This is a genomic window from Psychroserpens sp. BH13MA-6 (assembly GCF_052983595.1).
This window is the reverse complement of the sequence record NZ_JBRJGE010000001.1, coordinates 659,194-681,257: the sequence shown is the minus strand read 5'-3', so window position 1 is coordinate 681,257 and position 22,064 is coordinate 659,194. Positions and strand designations below refer to the sequence as shown.

Annotated in this window: 17 protein-coding genes; 2 read left to right on the top strand and 15 right to left on the bottom strand. The window is 38.1% G+C overall.

What is annotated here, in order from left to right; genetic code table 11:
• Positions 1–73 precede the first annotated feature (73 nt).
• Positions 74–5,611 carry a choice-of-anchor D domain-containing protein gene (locus ACU8DI_RS02970; protein ID WP_447111246.1) on the bottom strand — a complete coding sequence of 1,846 codons (5,538 nt, stop codon included), beginning with the start codon at positions 5,609–5,611 and terminating at the stop codon, positions 74–76.
• A 117-nt stretch (positions 5,612–5,728) separates the two neighbouring features.
• Here ACU8DI_RS02970 and ACU8DI_RS02965 point away from each other — a divergent pair, with 117 nt between their 5' ends.
• Positions 5,729–6,202, top strand: coding sequence for a regulatory protein RecX (locus ACU8DI_RS02965; protein WP_447111245.1), 474 nt, complete (start codon positions 5,729–5,731; stop codon positions 6,200–6,202).
• A 54-nt stretch (positions 6,203–6,256) separates the two neighbouring features.
• On the opposite strand, the gene ACU8DI_RS02960 is transcribed toward ACU8DI_RS02965, so the two are convergent.
• The 7 genes from ACU8DI_RS02960 to ACU8DI_RS02930 all read right to left on the bottom strand — a co-directional run bounded on the left by ACU8DI_RS02960 (position 6,257) and on the right by ACU8DI_RS02930 (position 13,230).
• The gene (locus ACU8DI_RS02960) at positions 6,257–6,748 is read right to left on the bottom strand and encodes a DUF6646 family protein (RefSeq protein WP_447111244.1); all 492 of its coding nucleotides are present in this window, start codon (positions 6,746–6,748) and stop codon (positions 6,257–6,259) included.
• A 63-nt stretch (positions 6,749–6,811) separates the two neighbouring features.
• Complete coding sequence (locus ACU8DI_RS02955; RefSeq protein ID WP_447111243.1) at positions 6,812–7,678, bottom strand: cupin-like domain-containing protein; 867 nt, start codon at positions 7,676–7,678, stop codon at positions 6,812–6,814.
• 130 nt (positions 7,679–7,808) lie between these two features.
• Entirely contained in the window at positions 7,809–8,903 is a 1,095-nt protein-coding gene (gene bioB / locus ACU8DI_RS02950) for a biotin synthase BioB (protein ID WP_447111564.1), read from the bottom strand.
• A gap of 33 nt (positions 8,904–8,936) precedes the next feature.
• Positions 8,937–9,902, bottom strand: a complete 966-nt coding sequence (locus ACU8DI_RS02945; protein ID WP_447111242.1) for an alpha/beta fold hydrolase — start codon at positions 9,900–9,902, stop codon at positions 8,937–8,939.
• Positions 9,903–9,975: 73 nt separating this feature from the next.
• Positions 9,976–11,403, bottom strand: coding sequence for a flotillin family protein (locus ACU8DI_RS02940; RefSeq protein WP_447111241.1), 1,428 nt, complete (start codon positions 11,401–11,403; stop codon positions 9,976–9,978).
• Positions 11,372–12,004: a hypothetical protein gene (locus ACU8DI_RS02935; protein WP_447111240.1), complete on the bottom strand. Its 633-nt coding sequence runs from the start codon at positions 12,002–12,004 to the stop codon at positions 11,372–11,374. The genes ACU8DI_RS02940 and ACU8DI_RS02935 overlap by 32 nt, the downstream gene beginning before the upstream one ends.
• A gap of 59 nt (positions 12,005–12,063) precedes the next feature.
• The gene (locus ACU8DI_RS02930; protein ID WP_447111239.1) at positions 12,064–13,230 is read right to left on the bottom strand and encodes a beta-ketoacyl synthase N-terminal-like domain-containing protein; all 1,167 of its coding nucleotides are present in this window, start codon (positions 13,228–13,230) and stop codon (positions 12,064–12,066) included.
• Positions 13,231–13,292: 62 nt separating this feature from the next.
• Between ACU8DI_RS02930 and ACU8DI_RS02925 the strand changes: the two genes are divergently transcribed.
• The gene (locus ACU8DI_RS02925) at positions 13,293–13,724 is read left to right on the top strand and encodes a cytochrome c oxidase assembly factor Coa1 family protein (RefSeq protein ID WP_447111238.1); all 432 of its coding nucleotides are present in this window, start codon (positions 13,293–13,295) and stop codon (positions 13,722–13,724) included.
• On the opposite strand, the gene bioA is transcribed toward ACU8DI_RS02925, so the two are convergent.
• The 7 genes from bioA to ACU8DI_RS02890 are packed head-to-tail and all read right to left on the bottom strand — an operon-like array spanning position 13,721 to position 21,983.
• Positions 13,721–14,986, bottom strand: coding sequence for an adenosylmethionine--8-amino-7-oxononanoate transaminase (gene bioA / locus ACU8DI_RS02920; RefSeq protein WP_447111237.1), 1,266 nt, complete (start codon positions 14,984–14,986; stop codon positions 13,721–13,723). The two genes, ACU8DI_RS02925 and bioA, sit on opposite strands and share 4 nt — an antisense overlap.
• Positions 14,983–15,591, bottom strand: a complete 609-nt coding sequence (bioD, locus tag ACU8DI_RS02915) for a dethiobiotin synthase (RefSeq protein ID WP_447111236.1) — start codon at positions 15,589–15,591, stop codon at positions 14,983–14,985. The genes bioA and bioD overlap by 4 nt, the downstream gene beginning before the upstream one ends.
• Positions 15,588–16,001, bottom strand: a complete 414-nt coding sequence (locus ACU8DI_RS02910; protein WP_447111235.1) for a putative signal transducing protein — start codon at positions 15,999–16,001, stop codon at positions 15,588–15,590. The genes bioD and ACU8DI_RS02910 overlap by 4 nt, the downstream gene beginning before the upstream one ends.
• Before the next feature lie 22 nt (positions 16,002–16,023).
• Positions 16,024–17,163 carry an aminotransferase class I/II-fold pyridoxal phosphate-dependent enzyme gene (locus tag ACU8DI_RS02905; protein ID WP_447111234.1) on the bottom strand — a complete coding sequence of 380 codons (1,140 nt, stop codon included), beginning with the start codon at positions 17,161–17,163 and terminating at the stop codon, positions 16,024–16,026.
• Between the two features lie 9 nt (positions 17,164–17,172).
• Positions 17,173–17,703, bottom strand: coding sequence for a hypothetical protein (locus ACU8DI_RS02900; RefSeq protein WP_447111233.1), 531 nt, complete (start codon positions 17,701–17,703; stop codon positions 17,173–17,175).
• Positions 17,704–17,754: 51 nt separating this feature from the next.
• Positions 17,755–18,972, bottom strand: a complete 1,218-nt coding sequence (gene dinB / locus ACU8DI_RS02895; RefSeq protein WP_447111232.1) for a DNA polymerase IV — start codon at positions 18,970–18,972, stop codon at positions 17,755–17,757.
• Entirely contained in the window at positions 18,969–21,983 is a 3,015-nt protein-coding gene (locus ACU8DI_RS02890) for a DNA polymerase III subunit alpha (RefSeq protein WP_447111231.1), read from the bottom strand. Before ACU8DI_RS02890 ends, dinB begins: the two co-directional genes overlap by 4 nt.
• Positions 21,984–22,064: the final 81 nt, after the last annotated feature.

Sequence of the window (22,064 nt, the reverse complement as noted above, 5' to 3'; positions counted from 1 at the left end):
CGTATTGAAAATAAGAAAAGCGATTTCAACAAGTATATTGAAATCGCTCTCTCATGTAGTACTTAAATTGTTATTATAGTTTTATGGCTTTCTTGGTGATAACTTGTCCGTTAGAAAGCGTCACTTTTGCTATATAAGTTGATTGACTTAACCTTGAAAGATTGTAGACCTCTACGGCATTGTTTCCTGTTAAATCATAAACGATACTTCCCAATAAATCAATAATTTGAACATTTTTAATACGTAGCTGTTGTCCAACTGAAAATTGAACATCACCATCGCCTAAGTCATTAATGATTAAGTCTTGTGAACCAACTTCGTTCTCACTTACTGAAAGTGCCTCAGGCATAAATACAATTTCGAAACGTGCATTAAATTCTCCAACTTCAGAAGTAAAATTATAATCGCTATCACTTAAATTATGAGTAATATTCAACAAGTTATCTTTTAAATAAACTGTATTGTCGTTCATAAAATCACCTTCAAGTTGTGAAATTTTCAACGTATAAATAGCAGGTGTATCAATGATGGTATAAAAGCCTAACGGAATGACTTCGTCGAGTGATAGACTATTAGGAGCTTTCCCTTGAATCGCAAACTTTTTATCGCTATTAATACCATCCAATGAGTATAAAACAGAACTGGCATTTGCTGATAAGTTCTTTCGAGCGTCATAATACATGCCATCATCACCATCAGTGGCTCCATTTACATATCCAATTAATATTTGGTTAAAGATGCCATTATCAGATGTTAAATCTAATCGAATCTTATTATCTGTGTTAGCATTAGACAATCTAAAGAATTGCGCGTTATTACCAGTAACCCTCATGCTGTTGTTGAATACAACATCAGTGGTTCTAATGGTTCCTGAGACTACGGATGATGCTGCAGCATCAGACATTGAAACAAAAAAGCCTTGTCCTGAAGGTATAAAGCGATCTGGTACGATACCATCACCTCCTGCTGTTTCTCCTGTACCATTAATAATTGCATAATCACTTTGAGCGTAATTCAGTACTTCATTACCATTTGTAGTGGCATTAGCACCTGTATTGTGTGACCAAAAGAAAATAGCACCATTTGTAGCACCCACTGTTTGATCTATACTGGCATTGGCCAAGAGAAATGCATCCGCATCAATGGCAGACGGGTAAGGATTACCGATGAAGTTCCAATTATTGTCGTTGGTTTCAATGTCATTTCGATAAATAGGGATATTATAAATACCATTGTTAAACGGACCTTCAAATGTGTATTTGTATTGCGCTGGATTAATAAAACCGACCGCATCATGAGTGGCCGCATAACCAACACCAGGTAACATCGTCATGCCTGCATTAGCAAATTGCCAGTCATTGGCGTCATCATCAATATCATCTTGTCCTAGGGCAGACGTATTATCATTATTGGTTTCTTGTGTAGAATCTCTAAAGTTTTGACCATTGAACCAAAAACGTCTGTCAGCGGCAGATTCATTTAAGCCATCTCCTATGATTTCACCAGATACCGGAGAGCTCCAATACGTGTATTCTTGAGGTGAGTTCATAAAGGCTGTTTCCTTCTCTACAGTAATTCTTGTCTTATCAGATAATACGGCTCCGTTCACTAATCCGCTATTATTATTTTGTACAAAAGAGCCAGCTGTTTCCACTAAAATTTCACCGTTTACAGTCACATTATTTTGAACTTCTACATAGGTGTTATCTGAAATCGTCAATAAATAAGTTGGATCAACTATTAACTGACAGGCACTAAAACTACCATTTGTTCCTGTATCATAATTACCTTGAAGGATGGCAATTGTATTTAAGTCTGGAGGCGTTGAATTGGTCCAATCCGTTCCATCCCAAACAGTGCTATCAATATGGAGTCTTACAGCGTTAGAAGCTTTGTAACAGGTAGCTGTGTCTTCTCTCACTTCACAGTAATACTGGTAATTATCAAGTGTTAGGGCGTCTAAAATATTTAATGTATTACTAGTAGCACCACTATAGGTTGCACCATTCGATACGGCAGTCCAGCCAGCATCACCAGGAGCGCTAAAATACCATTGATAAACAAGTGGATTACCGTTTAAAACCCCTTCAGCGGCAGTAATGCTAATGGTCGCAGTTAAGTCGCAATTGGTAGCTGGTAAATTAGGTTGAGCCGTAATTGAAGGAGGTGTTCCTGTGGAAAAATCATAAATCCCAATGTCTGAATAATCATTCGTACTTTGACAAGATGTTGACCCAGAACCTGTCCAATCGATAATATTCCAATCACTTGCATTAAAGGTGGTTGTAGGCAATGGAGTAGCCGTATTTAGACGTCTAAAATTATAGCCTCTATCTCCTGTAATACCTGTGCCATTCATCCAATTGTTCACACCGAACTCACCAAAAGCGTCAACGAGTGTTCCAGAATTATAAAGCCCGATAAAATCATGCTCATCAGTAACCACATTAACACCAGAAACAGTGTTACTCACTTGGTCTCCATAAGAACCGTCACCACCTGGTGTTGAACATACAGCATTGCCTAATACGCCAAAAGTACCAGTTGTAAGAACAAATGTATCGCCAGAATTGATGGTGCCACTTAAGGTTTGTGATGTAAAAGTACTTGTACTTCCATTGCCATAGACTCTTATTTCATAATTCGCTAAGTTGATAGCAGTACCTGTGGCATTATAAATTTCAACGTATGTCAAACTACCATAAGTAGCATCGGTCACCTCACTAATGAAAAGTTCACTTAAAGCAGAGCCACCTTCACAGGAGCCAATTTGATTATCAATAACAGCAAAAGCCGCTGTACCCGGACAGCCTGAGTCATCTGTGATTTCTAAATTACCAGAAAAGGCACCAGGAGGAACCGTGACTTCTATTACAGTATTCGAGATATTGTTTACTGTTGCTGACACACCATTAAAAGCAGCAGTAGCAGTACTTAAATCGGTGCCAGTAACTGTTACAATGGTTCCAACAGGTCCAGAACTTGGGGAAATAGTGATGGCATTGGCAACACAGTTGCCTGTACCTCTTACCCTAAACGTGTAGGTTCCTTCATCGGCGTCGTTATTGGTTATGATGATATCCGCTTCTCGAACACCAGCTGCGAGAGGTGAAAAGGATACTTCAAAGACAGTAACTCCAGAAACAGCAACGGTCGCGGCTGGAGCAATAGAAATGGTAAAATCACCTGGATTAGTTCCACCTACAGTTATATTAGAAACATTCAGTACATCTGTACCTATATTTTGAATTCTAAATGTTTTTTCCTGTGATGATCCAATAAGTTGCGCCGCAAATAAGGTGTTGTCGAATCCGGCTGGTGTTGTATCACCATCAGCAATGTCTGGAAAACCTCCAATATCACCTTCCACATTTATTTCAGGTTGAGGTGTTGTCCCAATTCCGTCAAGATCAACAGTACACGCAGATTCATCACTATCATCATTATTAATGGTTAGTAATGCTGCTCTTGAACCAATAGCGCTTGGCGTAAACCTGATAGTTACCGTTTGCGTATTACCTGCTGAAATAACGAAAGGTGCAGCAGGCGACACAATTGAAAAGTCACCAGCGTTGGCTCCAGAAATATTAAGAGATGATACCGTTAAATCTGACGAACCAACATTATCAATATCAAAGGTGACGTCGGTATCAAATCCAGTCGCTTGAGAACCAAAATTGATAGTAAAAGCACCACAGGCTCGATCTGTATTTGAAGCATCGACTAATTGCAATTCTGGCATGGTACAAGGAGAGACCAAGGTATTGTTGCCTGGAGATCCTCCTGTAATGACGGCTTGCCAGTTCGAGTTTGTATCAGAATTGTCTAAAGTTGCATCAATCACATGAAAAGAGCTACCGTTACCATCCGTAGCATTACTATCCGCATCGTCATAAACCACAATGTCAGCTACGGAAGTGGTGTTTGGTGCTACCAATTCAACCGTTGCACCTCCATTAGGCAGGAAATTTGTCGTGCCAGGAGGATTTGAATAATCTGGAGTAAACGGACAATCGATGGTTACTGTACCTCCATCATATCCAATTAAAACAGTGATACAGCTATTTGCAGGAATGCTTGTGCTTCCTGGAAACGTAAACCTCACAGTGCCATTCACGTCAATGGTATAATTACTAATATCTTCAGGTGCACCGTTTAAATTACATATTTCAATCCATTCGTAATCATTTCCTGGTGTTGGCGTGTTGTACATGATTTCTGTTATCACAACATCTGCAACAGGAGGATCATTGACAACTAGTGTCCCATTATTATTGGTTGCATCCCAAAAATTACCCGTATTATCAGCCTGAATTCCACCGTAACTAAACTCACTTCCATTAAGTCGGAAACGGCTCGCATAGTAATACGTACCTGCTGGTAGGGCAGAACCAATTTCAGCTATATATTGATCATTTTGTATGCCATTGGCATCAGAATCATAGGTAGCAGGAACCCATGTCCAACCAGTAGTTTGCCATGGTTGGTAGTTGATCCCAATAGTGTTGTAGCCAATCCACGCTTCTAAATTACTACCTTGTCCTGCAGCATCAGTCACGCCAGGCTCGTAAGCCTGCGCATAAACAAAATGGTTATCACCAGTTGTAATCGTAGCCGTTTTTGGAAAATCTACATTACAGAAATTGACTTGGTCAGGATTGACGGTTAATTCAACAGAGTCGTTATTCCAAATTCCAGCAGTTCCTCCATATTCAAAGCCACAACCATTGAGTTGAAATCTACTAGCGTAGTAATAGGTGCCAGGAACCGTAATGGCTGCACCAATATCAGCAAGATATTCGTCATCATTACCTACTTGTACGTTATAGGTCGCAGGCACCCAATTCGTCCAAGTGCTCGGGTTTGTATTATTAGTGCTGTAACCAATCCAAGCAGTAATATTGGCCTGAGGTCCAACAGTTGGTGTAACACCAGGTTCATAAGCGCGCGCATAGACGTTAAGGTTGTCTCCCACAGTAATGGTTTGAGGAGTATTTGGGAATTGTATATTCGCGAAATCTACGGCGTCGGTACACGACGTGTAAACATTACCATTTAAAATTATATCATCTCCTGAGCCTTCAAAACCTCCAGTGCCAAAAGGTGATTCTGCCCAACCATAGACTCTGTAGGTTACAGGAGAGGTCTGATTCGTATGGTTTACAGTAAAATTGATAACCTGTGTTGCAGTATTATCTACTATCACTTTTTCATTATCTATATCTGAAGCATAACCATCTAAGGAACTTCGTAATGCAATACCTCTAGGGCCAGTTCCTGACCTTTGAAAATTTACAACAATGGTAGTGATTTCAAACTGAAATCCAGGTAATGGCGATATTGTGAATTCCATATAGTCATCACCAGAAACAGCATTAGCAATACTAGTGAAAGCCCAATTTGTGGCATTGAATCGGTTAGCATTACCATTAGCTATAAGTCCAGCACCTCTTGTAATAGTAGATGTATTAAGATTAGGATCATTGAAATTTGAAGTTGCAGAAACTTCATCTCCAGTTAAACCATTAAAATCGAAAGTGATTATTTGTCCAAAACAAGACATAACAGCACATAGGAATGCGATTAAGATAAGGGCGTAATTTTTTTTCATAGGGATGAATTAATAATTTTTTTGCGTTTAAGCAAACATGCAAATTTAAGCAAAATTACTTATAAAAGTGTGGTTTTCAGCGTTTCAATTATTAACAAAATGTTATATTTTTACACAATGAATCCACCAAAAACATATACGGTCGACGAAGCGCAAAAAGCCTTAGAAAGGTATTGTGCTTATCAAGATCGATGTCACAAAGAAGTCTCGCAAAAACTTTTTGATATGCGTATGATTCCTGAAGCAAGAGATCAAATTATTGTGCATCTGATACAACATGACTTTCTAAACGAAGAACGGTATGTGAATTCTTATGTTCGTGGAAAATTTAGGATTAAAAAATGGGGGAAACAACGTTTAAAATTAGAGTTAAAAAGAAAAGGCATCCATGCTTCTCTCATTGAGAAAGCACTTGATGCTATAGATTCTGATATGTATCTCGAGACATTTAACGAACTGGCACAAAAGAAGTGTGATGCCACACGTGAAACCAATAAACAAAAGAAGCGAAAAAAACTCGCCGATTATCTGTTTTACAGAGGCTGGGAGTCACATTTGGTCTATGATAAAATAAGAGAATTAGTTCCATAAAAAAAGCACTCATTTTGCAGAGTGCTTCTTTATTTTTGTTATTGGAACAACCTATTACAAATTGAAAGATGCCCCAATATTTACAGCAAATTGGTTGTGAATATAGTAGCCTATATCGGTTTGATCATTGCTATATTTTGCTAACGGAAAGGTTGCTTCAGTAAAAATTCCAAAGCCATCACTAAAAAAGTAACGTGCACCAACATGACCACCAAAGTTTTTAAGGCTTAGACTTAATCCAGGGTAAAGGTCAAAGTTGTCGTCAACATTAATTACGTTTCCGAGGTTCGCATTAAATCTTGCCTTTAAGTCGAAACGGTCGCCAAAATCAGCATTTAATCGGCTATCAATGCCTAAGGCATATGACGAAGAAATACCTACGGAAATGTTTTCTCCTAAGCCATAGTCATAAGTTAAAGTGATTCCTGTAGCTTCGTCCTGAATATTGGCACCCACTTGAAATTTTTGATCACCTTGTCCTTCAAAAACCTGAGCATTCAGCATCGTTGCATTAATCAAAGCGATAAGTAAAATTAATTTTTTCATAATTTATTGTGTAAAAATTCGAGGTTGCAAATATATTATAACTTTTTTTACTGCGAGCTTGATTTAATCAAATCTCTTTGAAGTTCGAGTAATCGCTTGTTCATTTTTCCAATCAATCCATTTTTGCCCTTTAATGCGACGCATCAAATTATCAAAATGCCGCAGGATTAAAACATTATATAAGGCCTTACCTAAATTTTTAGGATGTCTTGCAATAGCCCGTAAACTCATGGAGAAACCAGGAGTTAGATATTTCATATAGTGCCAGTAGCCTTCTGGCATATACAAAACTTCACCATGCTTTAATTCACATTCCCAACCCTTAGCCTTTTTTAAAGCAGGCCATTTGTCAAAATCAGGATTCGAAAAATCGATATCTTCCCGAGTGATTAATGAATGCGGAATCTTGTATAAATAGTCATTTTGTTTCTGATCAAATAAAATGCATTGTTTTTTACCTTCAAAATGAAAGTGAAAAATATTTGCGAGATCAATATCGTAGTGCATGAATGTATGTGAATTGGTGCCACCAAAAAACAACATCGGAAGACTTTTCATTAACTTCAAACCAAAGTCTGGATAGGAGTAATCATTTTGCAACTGAGGAATTTCCTTCAGAATGTTCCAGAGAAAAATGCGATATTTAGTGGGTTCCTTTTTCAGTAAATCCACATAATCGCTCATTTTCATTTTAGCATGAGGCTCATTAAAACCATCTTTGTAATCGACTGGTCTATCATCGTATAGCGGAACTATTTTATCTCCTGCTACAGCTTTCATGTAATCTAAACTCCATTTAGAATAAGCAGGCCAATCTTCTATAAATCGCTCTATAACCACAGGCTTTTGTGGCTTGAAATATTGCGAAATAAATTCCTCCTTGGTTATGGTTTGAACTCGAGGAATGTCTTGAAGATCCAATGCAGACATCGAAAAAAAAGTTAGTTTGCAAAGTTAATAAAACGTTATGAAACCTTATTAATTGCATGTTAAAATTTATGGCAGTTGAGTGCTAGAATTCTTTTGGTATCAACTCAACTTTAACTCAAAAAGAATGGCCTTATTTAGCGGCTTTAGCTTTTTGTTTAGCTTCTTCGTTTCTCTCTATCTTGTGGTCAGGCCTTGACCATTTTGGTTTTTCTCCTAAGGCCTGAAATTGAGAATTTTCAGCCTCAACTGTAGGTGGCTGCATTTTCTTAATGAATGGTTTTTGTGGCTGTAAACCCAGTAGTTTGAACATTTCCATATCTTGATTCACATCTGGATTTGGTGTGGTTAAAAGTTTGTCACCAGCAAAAATAGAGTTGGCACCAGCAAAAAAGCACATCGCTTGTCCTTCTCGAGTCATTTCTGTACGTCCTGCACTCAAACGCACTTGAGTCTCTGGCATCACAATACGTGTTGTTGCCACCATTCTCACCATATCCCAAATTGAAACAGGTTCTTGGCTTTCCATTGGTGTTCCTTCAACGGCCACAAGTGCATTTATAGGCACCGATTCAGGTTGTGGGTTCAAGGTTGACAAAGCCACAAGCATTCCTGCTCTGTCTTCAACATGCTCTCCCATTCCGATAATGCCTCCCGAACAAACTGTGACATTCGTTTTTCTAACATTGTCTATAGTTTCCAAACGGTCTTCATAGCCTCTCGTAGAAATCACTTCCTTGTAATACTCTTCAGACGAGTCTAAATTATGGTTATAAGCATATAAACCAGCTTCTGCTAATCGCTGTGCCTGATTTTCAGTAATCATTCCTAAAGTGCAGCAAACTTCCATGTCCAGTTTATTAATGGTGCGCACCATTTCCAAAACCTGATCAAACTCTTCACCATCTTTCACATTTCGCCATGCGGCTCCCATACAAACTCTTGAACTTCCTGAAGATTTTGCGCGTAAGGCTTGGGCTTTTACTTGCTGTACCGTCATTAAATCATTGCCTTCAATATTGGTATGATATCTTGCAGCCTGCGGACAATATCCACAATCTTCTGGGCAACCTCCAGTTTTTATGGATAATAAGGTCGATACTTGAACAGTGTTGGGATCGTGGTGTTTTCTATGAACCGTTGCGGCATCATACAACAACTCCATTAATGGTTTATTATAAATCTCTAAAATTTCGTCTTTTGTCCAATTATTTCTCGTTTCACTCATGGGGAATTTCATCTTTATTGAATTCAAAAATACCTATTTTATACCCATAAACTCCTCGAAAATCATATAAAATTTTTCAGGTTCTTCAAGGTAAGGGTTATGTCCGCTTTGTTCAAACATTTCGAATTGCGCTTGTGGCATAAATGTCTTGTATTGAATAGCGAACTCTGGTGTGGATACACCGTCATAGCGTCCGGCAACAATGAGTGTTTTTGCTTTTACAGCTTTCAATTGGCGTCGGTAATCTTGATTTATCATACTTCCGGAGACATCGAAGTCACCATCAGGACCTATGATGGTTGTATAGACATCACCAGACCAACCTCTATAGTCTGTTTTAGGCGTTTTGGAGGTTAGTTTGGTGTCATGGTAATAAATATACTTAATAGGAAAATTACCATAGACTGTCTTCAACGGCTCTTCACTTGAGAGATACCCTAAGCTTCGCAAAGAGTCTACAACTTGCCATTTTTCAGGGAAATGTGTTTTTGCATAATGGTTATAGCTATCGCAGTTGGCTTGCCACATAGCACCCGAATGAAAGCCATTGATTAATACCAGTTTATCTACACGATCCTTATACTTAATGGCATATGCTTGAGCTGGAACTGTTCCGTAGGAATGTCCAACAATAGAAATTTTATCGAGTTTTAAGATTTTACGAAGTGCTTCAATCATCGCAACATCATTTTCGACACTGTATTCAGAACTATCCTTGGCATCGTCACTTTTACCGCGACCTAACCAATCGAAAAAGACAACTTGATTTGACTTATAATACTGGCCAAAGGCACCTTGCATATAATCATGGGAATTACCAGGACCACCTGGTAAAAAGAAAATGGGATCTCCTTCTCCAAGGACTTCTACGTTGATGTTATAACCATCAATGGTGTAAAACTTAGATTCAAATTTATCAAAGATGTTAGGGTCTGTTTGAGCTTGAAGGTTCAGTACAGATTGCAAGAGCACACAAATCAAGAAAAGATACGTTTTCATTTTTTTCGATTTATGATAAAGATACTTATAAAGTTAACAACAAAAAAAATCCGCTCTAAAGCGGATTCTCTTATTATTGATGGTCATCTTTTTTTGTCTTTGGAAGCGCATCAGCTTCTTTAGACTCTGACTTGTCTTTACCCTTTAAGTACTCTGGTAAATCCATACCTGCCATATTAAAGACTTCTTGAAGAGGAGGAACCGATTTATACATTCCTGATAAGAAATTGGCAGTTGATGATTTGCCATCTTCACCTTTACCACTGTCCCAAACGGTCACTTTGTCTATCTTGATATTCTTTATGGCATCGGCTTGAGTTTTCACTAATTCTGGTAATTTATCTGCGATTAATAATAATACAGCGTCACGACTAGAATTACCTGCGGCTTTTACAATTTGTTCCATACCTGCTGCTTGCTTGGTAAGGATTTCAAATTGACCTTGAGCTTCCGCTTGCGCTTTGAATAAAATCGCATCTGCTTCCCCTTTTGCTTTACGTCGAATACGCTCAGCTTCAGCTTCTGCATCAATCTCTACTTTGCGTTTATCAATTTCCGCAGGAACAATAACATCTGCCATTTGAGACGAACGTTCACGCTCTGCTCTGGCAGTTTCTGCCTCTTGCTCTGCAGCATAAGATTCTTGCAATGCTTTTGCACTTTGTACTTTTTCAGCAGCGATAGCCACACGCTCTGCTTCTGCTTCACGTTGACGACGCAATGAATCGGAATTAGCCACTGCAATTTTTGCTGTGTTTTCACCTTCAACTGCTTGTGCGTTGGCTGCAGCAACTTGTGTTCTTTCGTCTTGTACAGCATTAGCTTCACCAATGGAACCATCTCTCGTTTTTTCAGCAACTGATTTACGCGCAGCGTTGATGGCATGTGCCGCAGCTTCTTTACCTAGCGCTTCAATGTAGCCTGATTCATCAACGATGTCTGTAATGTTTACGTTGATTAATTTCAGACCAACTTTCTTTAATTCGGTTTCAACACTTTGTGAAATATTGGTTAAAAATTTATCGCGATCGTTATTAATTTCTTCAATGTCCATAGAGGCCACAACCAAACGAAGTTGTCCGAAAATGATTTCCTTTGCCAGTTCTTGTACATCTTGCATTGCCAAACCTAAAAGACGTTCCGCAGCATTTTGCATCACACCAGGCTCCGTAGAGACACCAATAGTGAAACGAGACGGCACATTGACACGAATGTTTTGCTTGGATAAGGCATTGACTAAGTTGACCTCAATGGAGATAGGTGTTAAGTCTAAGAATTCATAATCTTGAATAACTGGAAAAATAAAGGCAGCACCACCATGAATACACTTAGCAGATTGTCCACCACCCACTTTTCCGTAGACCACTAAAATGCGGTCAGAAGGACAACGTTTGTAACGTTTGATCAAAATGATTAAGAAGACAAATACAATAAGGATTGCAATCACGATCACAATCGGAAAGCCTAAATCAAAGTTTTGTTGTGTCAGAAGGTAGTTCATAGGTTTCTGTTTTAATTGGTTCTATAGGTTTTTTAGTTTGTTCAACGATTAGGATGCCGTTGCTGGTTACGTCAACGACTTGGATAAGCGTCCCTGATTTTAGTTCGACCAGTGAGTCTGAAAGCGCTTCCAATTCTCTTAACGATCCTTGGACTCTCACACTTACTTTGCCCATTTTAGTGCGATTTGCACCAACGGTGAGATAAATTTCACCAATAGCACCAATAGCATTTTTATAATTCAATGTCCCACTGTCTGCTAATTTTCGCATTGAAAAAAACATAGCAGCCATGATAGCCATCATTAATAAGCCACAACCAAAAGCTGTAATAACACTTACGGGTTTTGAAAATCCAGCGTTTATGCAGGCGACACCAGTCCACCCAAAAATGGTAAAAAATCCAACGAGATTTTTAAAGGTGATAAATTGAAAACCGATACCTGTGTCAGCATCCATATCCGTGTCTAAGTCGCCTATATCATCACCACCATCCACACCAATAAATGTCGTGATCATTACAAAAACAAACATTAATGAGCCAATGAGTGCAATGATCCAAAAGAATTTAGAGAACCCATCTAAAGCAGAAAACCATTCCATAAGGGTTAGTGTTTAAAATTAATATTGAAATATAAGACCTTTAAATCGGTCTAACAATTTTATTTTGAAAGTAAAATAGACACGGCATTTCCACCAAATCCAACCGCATTAATTAGGATATTTTTGATGTGTTTGGGCGCCACGGATTTTAAATAGGGAACGGGAATAAACTTTTGATGTTGAAGCATCAAAATTGCCATTTCCACACTAAAAAGCCCAGAGGCTCCAAGGCTGTGACCTATCTTCCACTTATTAGTAGTAAGTGCAGGAGTTTTGTTACAAAAAATTTTGTCTATGGCATTTAGTTCAGCCTGATCTCCCTTGATAGTGCCTGGTGTATGAGTCACAATGATATCAATAGCATCAGGGCTTAAATCACCTATAGCCATACGCATGGAATGTTGAAAACAGGTGGCGTTAGCAGATAATGACGCGCCGTGCTCTAATAGTTCTGTAGCGTAACCAATACCACCGATATGTGCTAAAGCGTTGGGTTTTATACCAGGTTCCAAGCAAGCAACAGCAGCGCCTTCTCCCAAAATCATACCGTTATGTTTTTTATGAATATTAAGCGCCTGATTGGGATAGGGTGAATCTTTTAGTTTGTTTAAGTTATTCTCGGGTCTCGCATAAATTTTTAATGATTTCATTTGTGCAATCGTAAAGGGCGTTAATGGAGCTTCACTACCACCTACTAGAAATTTATCTGTCAAACCTGCGGCAATCCATGCGATCCCATTCAGCATGGCATGTAGTGCCGTGGAACAAGTAATAGAATGTGATATTTCTGGACCTTTAGTTTGCAGATCATGTGCGACCCAAGATGAAATGTTACCAAGTGTTGTGGTAGGAGATGTTAACGTTTCTGTACTTTGTTGTTCCAGAAACTGCTTATGATAGTTTTCAAATAGTGATGTGGCACCTCGTGAGGATCCAATATTAATTCCGAAGTTATCGGAGGCGTCCCATTGGGCATTTTTAATGGCCTTGCGAGCAGCATAAATGGCAAATAGCACAGAATCGTCTAATGATTTGTACTTGGGGTTGGCGTTTTTCAGATGATCAATATCCTGTCGTGATTCAGGTTTTATTTTGGCTATAAGACCTTCATCACCGCTTGAAAAACAATGTTCATGGTGGTTATAGTGATTCCAAATATCACTTGATTTTGATCCAAGCGGTGAAATGGAAGCTAGAGCTGTTATGGATATGGGTTGTTTTAGCAAGCACATGGTTTTGTGCAAAAATAGGATATTGTATATTTATGATTAAATAATACCATTAGAATATGGAAGAAAAGAAACAAAAAAACTGGTTTGGAAGAAATTGGTTATGGGTATTACCTGTTGGTGGCTGTTTAACAGTCATTTTACTATTTGTTTTTGGAATTGGAGCTGCTATTTTTGGCGTTTCAAAAATTGTTAAGAATTCAGAGCCGTATGAACATGCCGTGAGCTTGGCCAAATCCAATGATCAGGTGATGAATGCTTTAGGAGCTCCCATTGACACCTATGGTATTTTTAAAGGTAATATCAGTATAGAGAACAATCGAGGCGAAGCAGACCTTAAAATCCCGATTGAAGGAAAAAATGGCGAAGGAACGATTGTTGTTTTAGCCGAAAAGGCTAATGGAACCTGGGACTATGATAGTTTGTATGTACTTGTTAAAGACTCTCAAGAAAAAATACAATTGCAACCCAAGTTACTCGAAGTTGACTAAATAATGTCTAGAGCCGCTTCGATGGTATCATAAACATGTTTTAGTTCTTTATCTGAAATCACGTAAGGTGCTAAAATGTATATCGTGTTTCCTAAGGGTCTTAAAAAGACACCATGAGTCATAAAAAACTGGAATAATTTATCTCTTAAATGACCGTATCGTTGCATTTCTACATCAAGATCTAAAGCGAATATAACACCTGTTTGTCTTGTTGTTTTTACTTTAGGGTGGGATGACATATGTTGTGCAAATGCGTTGTGAGAATTTATGATTCGTTGAATATGCCGTTGTATGTCTTTAGATGTCAATAGTTCTATCCCAGCAAGTGCCGCTCTGCAAGCCAAAGGATTTGCTGAGTAAGTATGGCCATGAAAAAAACCTTTACTCATATCGTCACTATAAAAAGCGTCATAAATCTTATCCGAACAACTCGTAATAGCCATAGGCAATAATCCTGCAGTAAGTGCCTTACTCATACAGATTATATCTGGTTGAGTCGTCATTTGTTCTGAAGCAAAATAAGTACCGGTTTTGCCAAATCCCGTCATGACTTCATCGGCCACGGTAATAATGTCATTCGATTTGCAGGATTGTAAAATCAATTCTAATCCCTCTGCGTTATGCATTTTCATAGCAGCAGCTCCTTGAACCAAAGGTTCGTAGACAAAACCTGCTATTTGATATTTGGCAGCAAGGATTTCGATTTGTTTTAGGATATCTTGATGATTGGTGCCATTTGGTGTTGGAATACGGATGACTTCTAAAAAATATTCCTCAAAAGGACCGTTATAGACAGAAAGCCCAGAAACACTCATCGCTCCGAAAGTGTCGCCGTGAAAGCCGTCTTCAAAAGCTAATAATACATGACGATGTTGTCCTTTGTTATAGTGATATTGAAGTGCCATCTTTATGCCGATTTCAACTGCTGTAGAACCATTATCACTAAAAAACAGCTTGTTTTGGTTTTTGGGAAGTATTTTTATCAGTGCTTCCGAAAGCGCTACAGCTGGCTCGTGGGTAAAGCCACTGAAAACAACTTGATCCAGCTGTTGCATTTGCTCCATGACCTGATTGGTAATGTGAGGGTTGCAATGACCATACATACAGGTATACCATGAGGCAATAGCATCAATATAGCTGTTGCCATCTTCATCCGTTAGAATGCAACCTTTTGCCTTAGAAATTGCAATAGATTCCGGGTGTAATTTGTGCTGCGTCAGAGGATGCCACAGGTGCTTTTGATCGCGTTTTTTTAAACTCATAAATGGTCTTTAAATTTGTTGGCATATTCTTTAATGACATTTCTATCAAAGTAAGGTTCTTCATCAATGCGCCCAATAATATGGACGTTGGTCATTGATTTGATTATTGCTTCGGTTGTTTCATGCTGATTACCGCTAAACACGACGGATACGTCAAACCCTTTATTTTTTAACAAGTTAATGGTTAGTAAGGAATGGTTGATACTCCCGAGATAATGTCTTGATACGACAATCACTTTATAATGCGGTTGAATGAGATCCAAAATGGTATGCGTTTTATTGATGGGAACGAGTAATCCACCAGCACCTTCAATGACCAAATTATTTTTTGTCTTTGGCGGTTTAATGCGCTTTAAGTCTATCACCACGTCGTCAATATCTGCAGCCGCATGTGGACTCATTGGTGTTTTTAAAGCATAGCTATTCCTGTGAAATTTCGACTGATTATTGGAGATGAAACGCGACACCTTATGAGTGTCACTATTGTCAAGTTCTCCAGCTTGAATAGGCTTCCAATAGTCGGCTTCTAGCGCTTCAGTGATGATGGCTGAAGCAATTGTTTTTCCAACGTCGGTACCAATACCTGTGATAAAGTAAGTGTTCATTTCAAATTAAATTCTGTTTGGCAATTTTCACATTTGTACTTGTAGCGCGTATGAAATGGTAAGGTGCCTGATAGAAAGCCAATCAAAAACGCAAAAAACGACTTCAAATCGGTGATGGTAGAGACTAATTCGGCCTTTTCACTTTGACAATTCGGACATCGAATCGGGTTACCTTCATCATCTAATGCATACGGTTTAATCATGCTCAATATGTGCTGAGCCTTCATAGCGTCTTCCGCACGAACCTTCATTTTTACACCACCAATCGCATGGCTTACTAAAGGATCGGTATCAATGGTCATATGATCTTGTAAAAAGACTTCTATACCTTCAGCTTCCAAACGACCTTTGATTATTTGGGCTTCAGTGGTATATTGAAACCTTGCAATGGTTTTAAAAGTTGGGCTCATTCATCTTCCTTAAAAAAGGGTTTCATAATGTTTTTACAAAGGTACTAAGTAAGAACAAGACTTCCGATATTTCTTCTTCAGTATTGAAACTATGTAAGCAAAAACGTAGTCTTTCTGTCCCTTTAGGAACTGTAGGTGAACGAATGGCTTTGACATTAAAACCTTGATCTTGAAGAAGTGCTTCTCCTTTTTTAACCATCTCATTACTAGGAATAATACAACTTTGGATGGCGGATTCACTATGAATAAATAACGGTTGAAGCTGCATTGTTTGAACCGTTTTCTTGAAACATAAAATAAGACGCTGTAAATGGTTTCTTTCAGAAGTTTTAGCCAGCAACTCATAAGCTATTTTTATATTCGCCAAGCTGTGTGGAGGGAGTGCCGTGGTATAGATAAGTGATCTTGAAAAGTTGATAAGATACTTTTTAAGGTCATGGCTACCTAAAATTGCGGCACCATGACAGCCAAGTGCTTTACCAAACGTAATGATTCTAGCAAACACTGAGTTTTCAAGATGATGCTGGTTTACTAGTCCTTCACCTGAGGTTCCAAAAAGTCCAAAGGCATGAGCTTCATCTATAATAAGGTGAGCATTAAATGTGTTACAAATAGATGCTAAAGCCTTTAAATTTGGTGTGTCACCATCCATGGAAAATACAGATTCAGTAACGACAAATACGGTATGTTCCTTATCATTTTTTTCAATTAATTCTTTTAAATGAGATAAATTATTGTGTTGAAATTTGTAAGATTTGGCATTGCTCATGATAATCCCATCGCGTATAGAGGCATGGCAGTATTCATCGTATAATACGATATCATGACGCTGAAGAACACATGAAAAAAACCCTAAGTTGGCATCGTAGCCAGAATTAAAAATGAGAGCGCTATCAGCTTTATGAAACGCGCTTATTTGTTGTTCTACTTGTGAGTATAGTGGGTGGTTTCCTGATAAGAGTCGGGATCCCGTTGCTCCATTTTGGTTAATGTTTCGTTCTTTAAGGAATTCGTGAGTCTTATCAAAGAGCTCCTTAGACTTGGCAAAGCCCAAATAATCGTTAGAGCAGAAATCAATGCCGCGGTTCGATGCATCTAATGATCGTAAGCTTTGTTCCTCGGCTCTTTGATTTAATTTATGTTGGAGTTTTTGGGGAAGCATGATCTAAATTTATTCTACATAAACAATTTTTCCTTCGTCCCTTAGGATGTTTTTGTCTACCCATTGATAATCTCCTTTTTTCGTCGCGTCCAATACATCTATTAATAAGGCATCAGCAATATGGGAAGCCACATCGAAAGCATCTTTAAGATTATTAGTTGCGTAAATAGGAAATTTTTTATTGCGATCATAAAATAGATTCAATAATATAATGTCTCTCGTATTGGTGGTTTGAGCTGAAACAGCTCTTACCGTGATGTCTTCAGTAGTTGCAAATACAGAGATATATTCGGCTTGAGGTAGCGGTTGCCATTTACCAATCCTTATCCCGAGGAATGATTGTATTTTTCGGTAGGTTTTTGACTCCAAATCAATCTCTGATCCTTCCGTTTTCATTAGTAAGAATGCCAATATAATAAATATAATGCCATTAAAGACGCTGACGAATATGAAGCCATATACGCTCATAAACACTAATGCAAAACCTAGTATAACTTTCCAAGTAGGTACTTTTCTTGTGTATCTTATAACTGAATCCATGACACAAATATAGTCATTGTGTTTTTATGATTTGGCAGCGGTTTTTAATCGTTATTGTCGCCTATTAGCTAAGAGTGGAGGTGGTTCTCCGGTAAAGGGGTTCCAGCGACTAATCGTTCTAGCCTGCATTCCAGCCGCAGAAATTACAGCTCTGTCACCATAGCGTTCACGCATTTTATCGATAGCCTGACTCAAGTGTAGCAGTTTTTCGTCATCCTCAAACAAATGAATTTGATGACCGCCTTCCACTAGGTGACTAAATTTGACACCAACCAATCGCACTAACAATCTACGGTTGTAGAGTTTTTGATATAAATCTAAAACGACTGGGATGATGTTATGATCCATGGCACTATACGGAATGCGTTGTTGTTGCGTATAAGTTTGAAAATCGGAATAACGTATTTTAAATGTAATACAGGCCGTTAGTTTATTGCCGCGACGTAACTGATACGCTAAGTTTTCGGCCATGGCAATGACGATGCCTTTTAATTTAGAGACATCAGTTGTATCCTTGTTGAAGGTGCGTTCGGTAGAAATGGATTTGCGTTCGTGATACTGGACTACTGGACTATTGTCGATGCCATTGGCTTTTTTCCAAATGGAAAGTCCGTTTTTACCTAAAACTTTATGCATCAATTCCATAGGCATTTCTTGTACCGTCTTAATCCGTTTAACACCCAAATCACAGAGCGCTTTGTAAGTGACATGACCTACCATTGGAATTTTTTTTACTGAAAGAGGAGCTAAAAAAGGTTTTTCGGTTCCTGACAGTACACGTATTTCATTGTTGGGTTTCGCTTCACCTGTAGCAATTTTAGAGACCGTTTTATTGAGAGATAACCCAAATGAAATGGGTAAGCCTGTTTCTTTTATAATGCGTTGTCGCAATTCGGATGCTAGCTTATGGCATCCAAAAAACTTATCCATGCCTGTGAGATCCAGATAGAATTCATCAATAGAGGTTTTTTCATATAAAGGAACACTTTCTTTGATTACTTCGGTCACACTTTGAGAAAATTTAGTGTATACTCCCGAGTTTCCTCTAAGGATAATCGCTTCAGGACATAATTGTTTTGCCATACGCATGGGCATGGCAGAATGAACGCCAAAGCGTCGTGCTTCATAACTACATGATGCTACCACACCTCGATCACTAGTACCACCAATGAGTACTGGTTTTCCATTGAGACGACTGTCGAGTAAACGCTCACAAGACACAAAAAAAGTGTCCAAATCCATATGTACTATTGAACGCTCATTTCTCATAAGGCTTTCAGGTCTTCAAAGCTTTTTTTCTTCTGAAATGTAGGATTTAAAGATTTTATGGCATAGCGAGGGTCTTCAATAATCGCAGCGCGTTCCATCGTTGATACTTCAATCGTGACACAGTCGAATTCTAACATAACCTTTCCTGTGATAGTATAGATACCGTTTCCTCGAAACGGATACTTTTTTGCGACAGGAGGGAAGTGAACGGTGTCAATAAAATCACCATCATAGTCTAAGAACGTACCGAAATACATACGCTTTCCGTTAGAGGTACTGGTGTTTTTAGTGCTGACCAGATACCCTTCAATGGTGACTGTTTTATGCTGAAGCTGTGTGAGATGCTTAGCACGCAAATCATTTGTGGATGGCTGTTCCAATAGGTGAAACGGATTGCATAGTGGGAACCCTAAGAGTTCTATTTCGTCAAAAGCATTTTCTAAATCCGTACTGGAAAGTTGAGGTGTTTTATAGCTAATTTTTTCTGTTTTAAACAAGGTCATAACATGTTCCTGAACCACTGTTTTACTGATTTTTAAATGTGCTTCCCAAAGCAGTTCTCGTTTATTAATTCCTGTAAATCTAAAAGCATTAATTTTAATGAGAATGGTTATTTGTTCTATGGAGATAGTGACCCGTTCGAGAAAGTCATTCAAACTCTTAAACATGCCATTTTGAGTGCGTTCCTTGACAATCGCTTTCATGAGTTTTGACTCAAAGGATTGTAAGAACATGAAGCCTAAATAAATAGTTTTTCCTTTAATAATAGCTTGTGTATAACTGGTGTTGATACATGGTGGTTCTATAATGCCTCCATGCATTCTGGCTTCATGAACATAAAGTTCGGTACGATAAAAACCTCCAAAGTTATTGATGGTTGCTGTCATATATTCCAAAGGGAAATACGCTTTTAAAAACAAGCTTTGGTAACTTTCAACAGCATAAGATGCCGAGTGGCCTTTAGCAAAGGCATAACCCGCAAAACTTTCAATTTGTCGCCAAACATCGGCTGTAAAGACCTCTGGAGTACCATTGTTTTTGCAATTATCAAAAAACCGCTGTTTCACTTTCAAGAACTCTTCCCGCGAACGAAATTTTCCAGACATTCCACGACGTAACATGTCGGCTTCTCCTAGGGTAAGTCCGCCAAAATGATGAGCTACTTTAATGACATCTTCTTGATAGACCATAACGCCATAAGTTTCTGGCATAAGTTTGGCCAATATAGGGTGGGCTTCTTTACGCTTTTCAGGATAACGATATCTCAAAATATAAGCTCGCATCATACCACTTTTAGCAACTCCAGGTCTAATAACAGAACTTGCTGCTACCAATCCAAGATAGTTATCCACTTGCAGTTTTTTGAGGAGCATTCGCATGGCTGGTGATTCTACGTAAAAGCACCCAATAGCCTTGGCATTTCGAAGTAAGTCTTTGATACGTTCATCTTTTTTAAATCGCTTGATATCATGAATATCGATAGCTGGTTTTTTAGGATGATTATACCGAGCAATTTCTACGGCTTCCTTAATTTTTCCTAAGCCACGCTGACTTAAAATATCAAATTTATACAGGCCGATGTCTTCAGCAATGACCATGTCAAACTGGGTCGTGGGAAATCCTTTAGGAGGCATAAATGTGGCACCGTAATAATGAATAGGCTTTTCTGAAATTAAAATACCTCCTGCATGAATGCCTAAATAGTTTGGGAACCCTTCGATGTAGGTACTATACTTAATGACGAGTTGTGATAGCTTATCAAGTTGATTTATTTGATATTTTCCCCTTGTAAGAGTGTCCATTTCCGATTTTGGCAAACCAAATACTTTACCCAATTCACGGATAGAAGCTCTGAATTTAAAGGTGTTGTACACTGTGATGAGTGCGGTATTCTTAAATGTTTTAAAAATAAATTCTGTAATATCATCTCGGTCTCTCCATGAAAAATCTAAATCAAAGTCGGGCGGATTTTGACGAAAGAGGTTAATAAAACGCTCAAAATACAAGTCAAGTTCAACAGGATCAACATCGGTAATGCGAAGTAAATAGGCCACAATACTGTTGGCGCCACTCCCACGACCAACATAGAAATAGTTTTTGCTTCTGGCATATTTTAAGATTTTCCAATTGATTAAAAAGTAAGATACAAAGCTTTTTTCTTCAATGATTTTGAGTTCTTTTTCAATGCGTTCAAAAATGCGATTACCAGGTCTTTTATAACGATAATGTAAACCTTGATAGGTAAGCTTCTTTAAAAGTCTAAAATCGAGTTTTTCATTATTGGTATAAGTACTTTGATTGTTGGGTGTTTTTGGTGAAAAATCGAAATGGATGGCACAATTGTTCACTAGACGCTTTGTGTTTTGAATAAGCTTTGGAAACTCTTGATAGGTGTTGAGCAGTTGCTCGTAGGGTAGCATCATATCATTTTGTTGACCTTCTTCAGATTTTGATAGTTTGCTTAGTAAGGTGTTATTGTCGATAGCTCTTAGTAGACGATGCGTATTAAAGCCCTTTTTATTTTGAAAGGAGACCGTTTTTAAAATGACCAATTTATCTTGTAAAGTAGCCCATTTTGAAAATTTCAAGGCATTTAAATCTTTAGGAGCTATTCCTAAAAATTCGTTGTGTTTTAACTTGTAATCTTTCCCTTTTTGATAAGGATATATCACATAGCAATCTGCAATTTCTTGTTCTGGTCGACTAGGAATTTGTAATTCTTGATTATGGAGAAAGCGAGATAAATAACTATTGATGTTTTGAAATCCACGGTTATTTTTTGCGATCAAAATAAACTGTTGTTGTGCACCATTTCTAAAATCGACTCCAATGATTGGTTTGATTTTATAATTTTTAGATAAACGCACAAAATCCAAACAAGCAGAAGTCGTGTTGATATCGGTTAGTGCCAGTGTGTTCACCCCATTTTCTGAAGCAATGGCTAATAATTGCTTTGGAGCAATAGTGCCATAACGCAAGCTGTAATATGTGTGACAATTGAGATACATCATTAGGATTAACAAAATTAACTACTATATGTAGTTATTATTGCTTATATTTGTAGTAATTAATGTTAAAGTTGAAATTGTAAT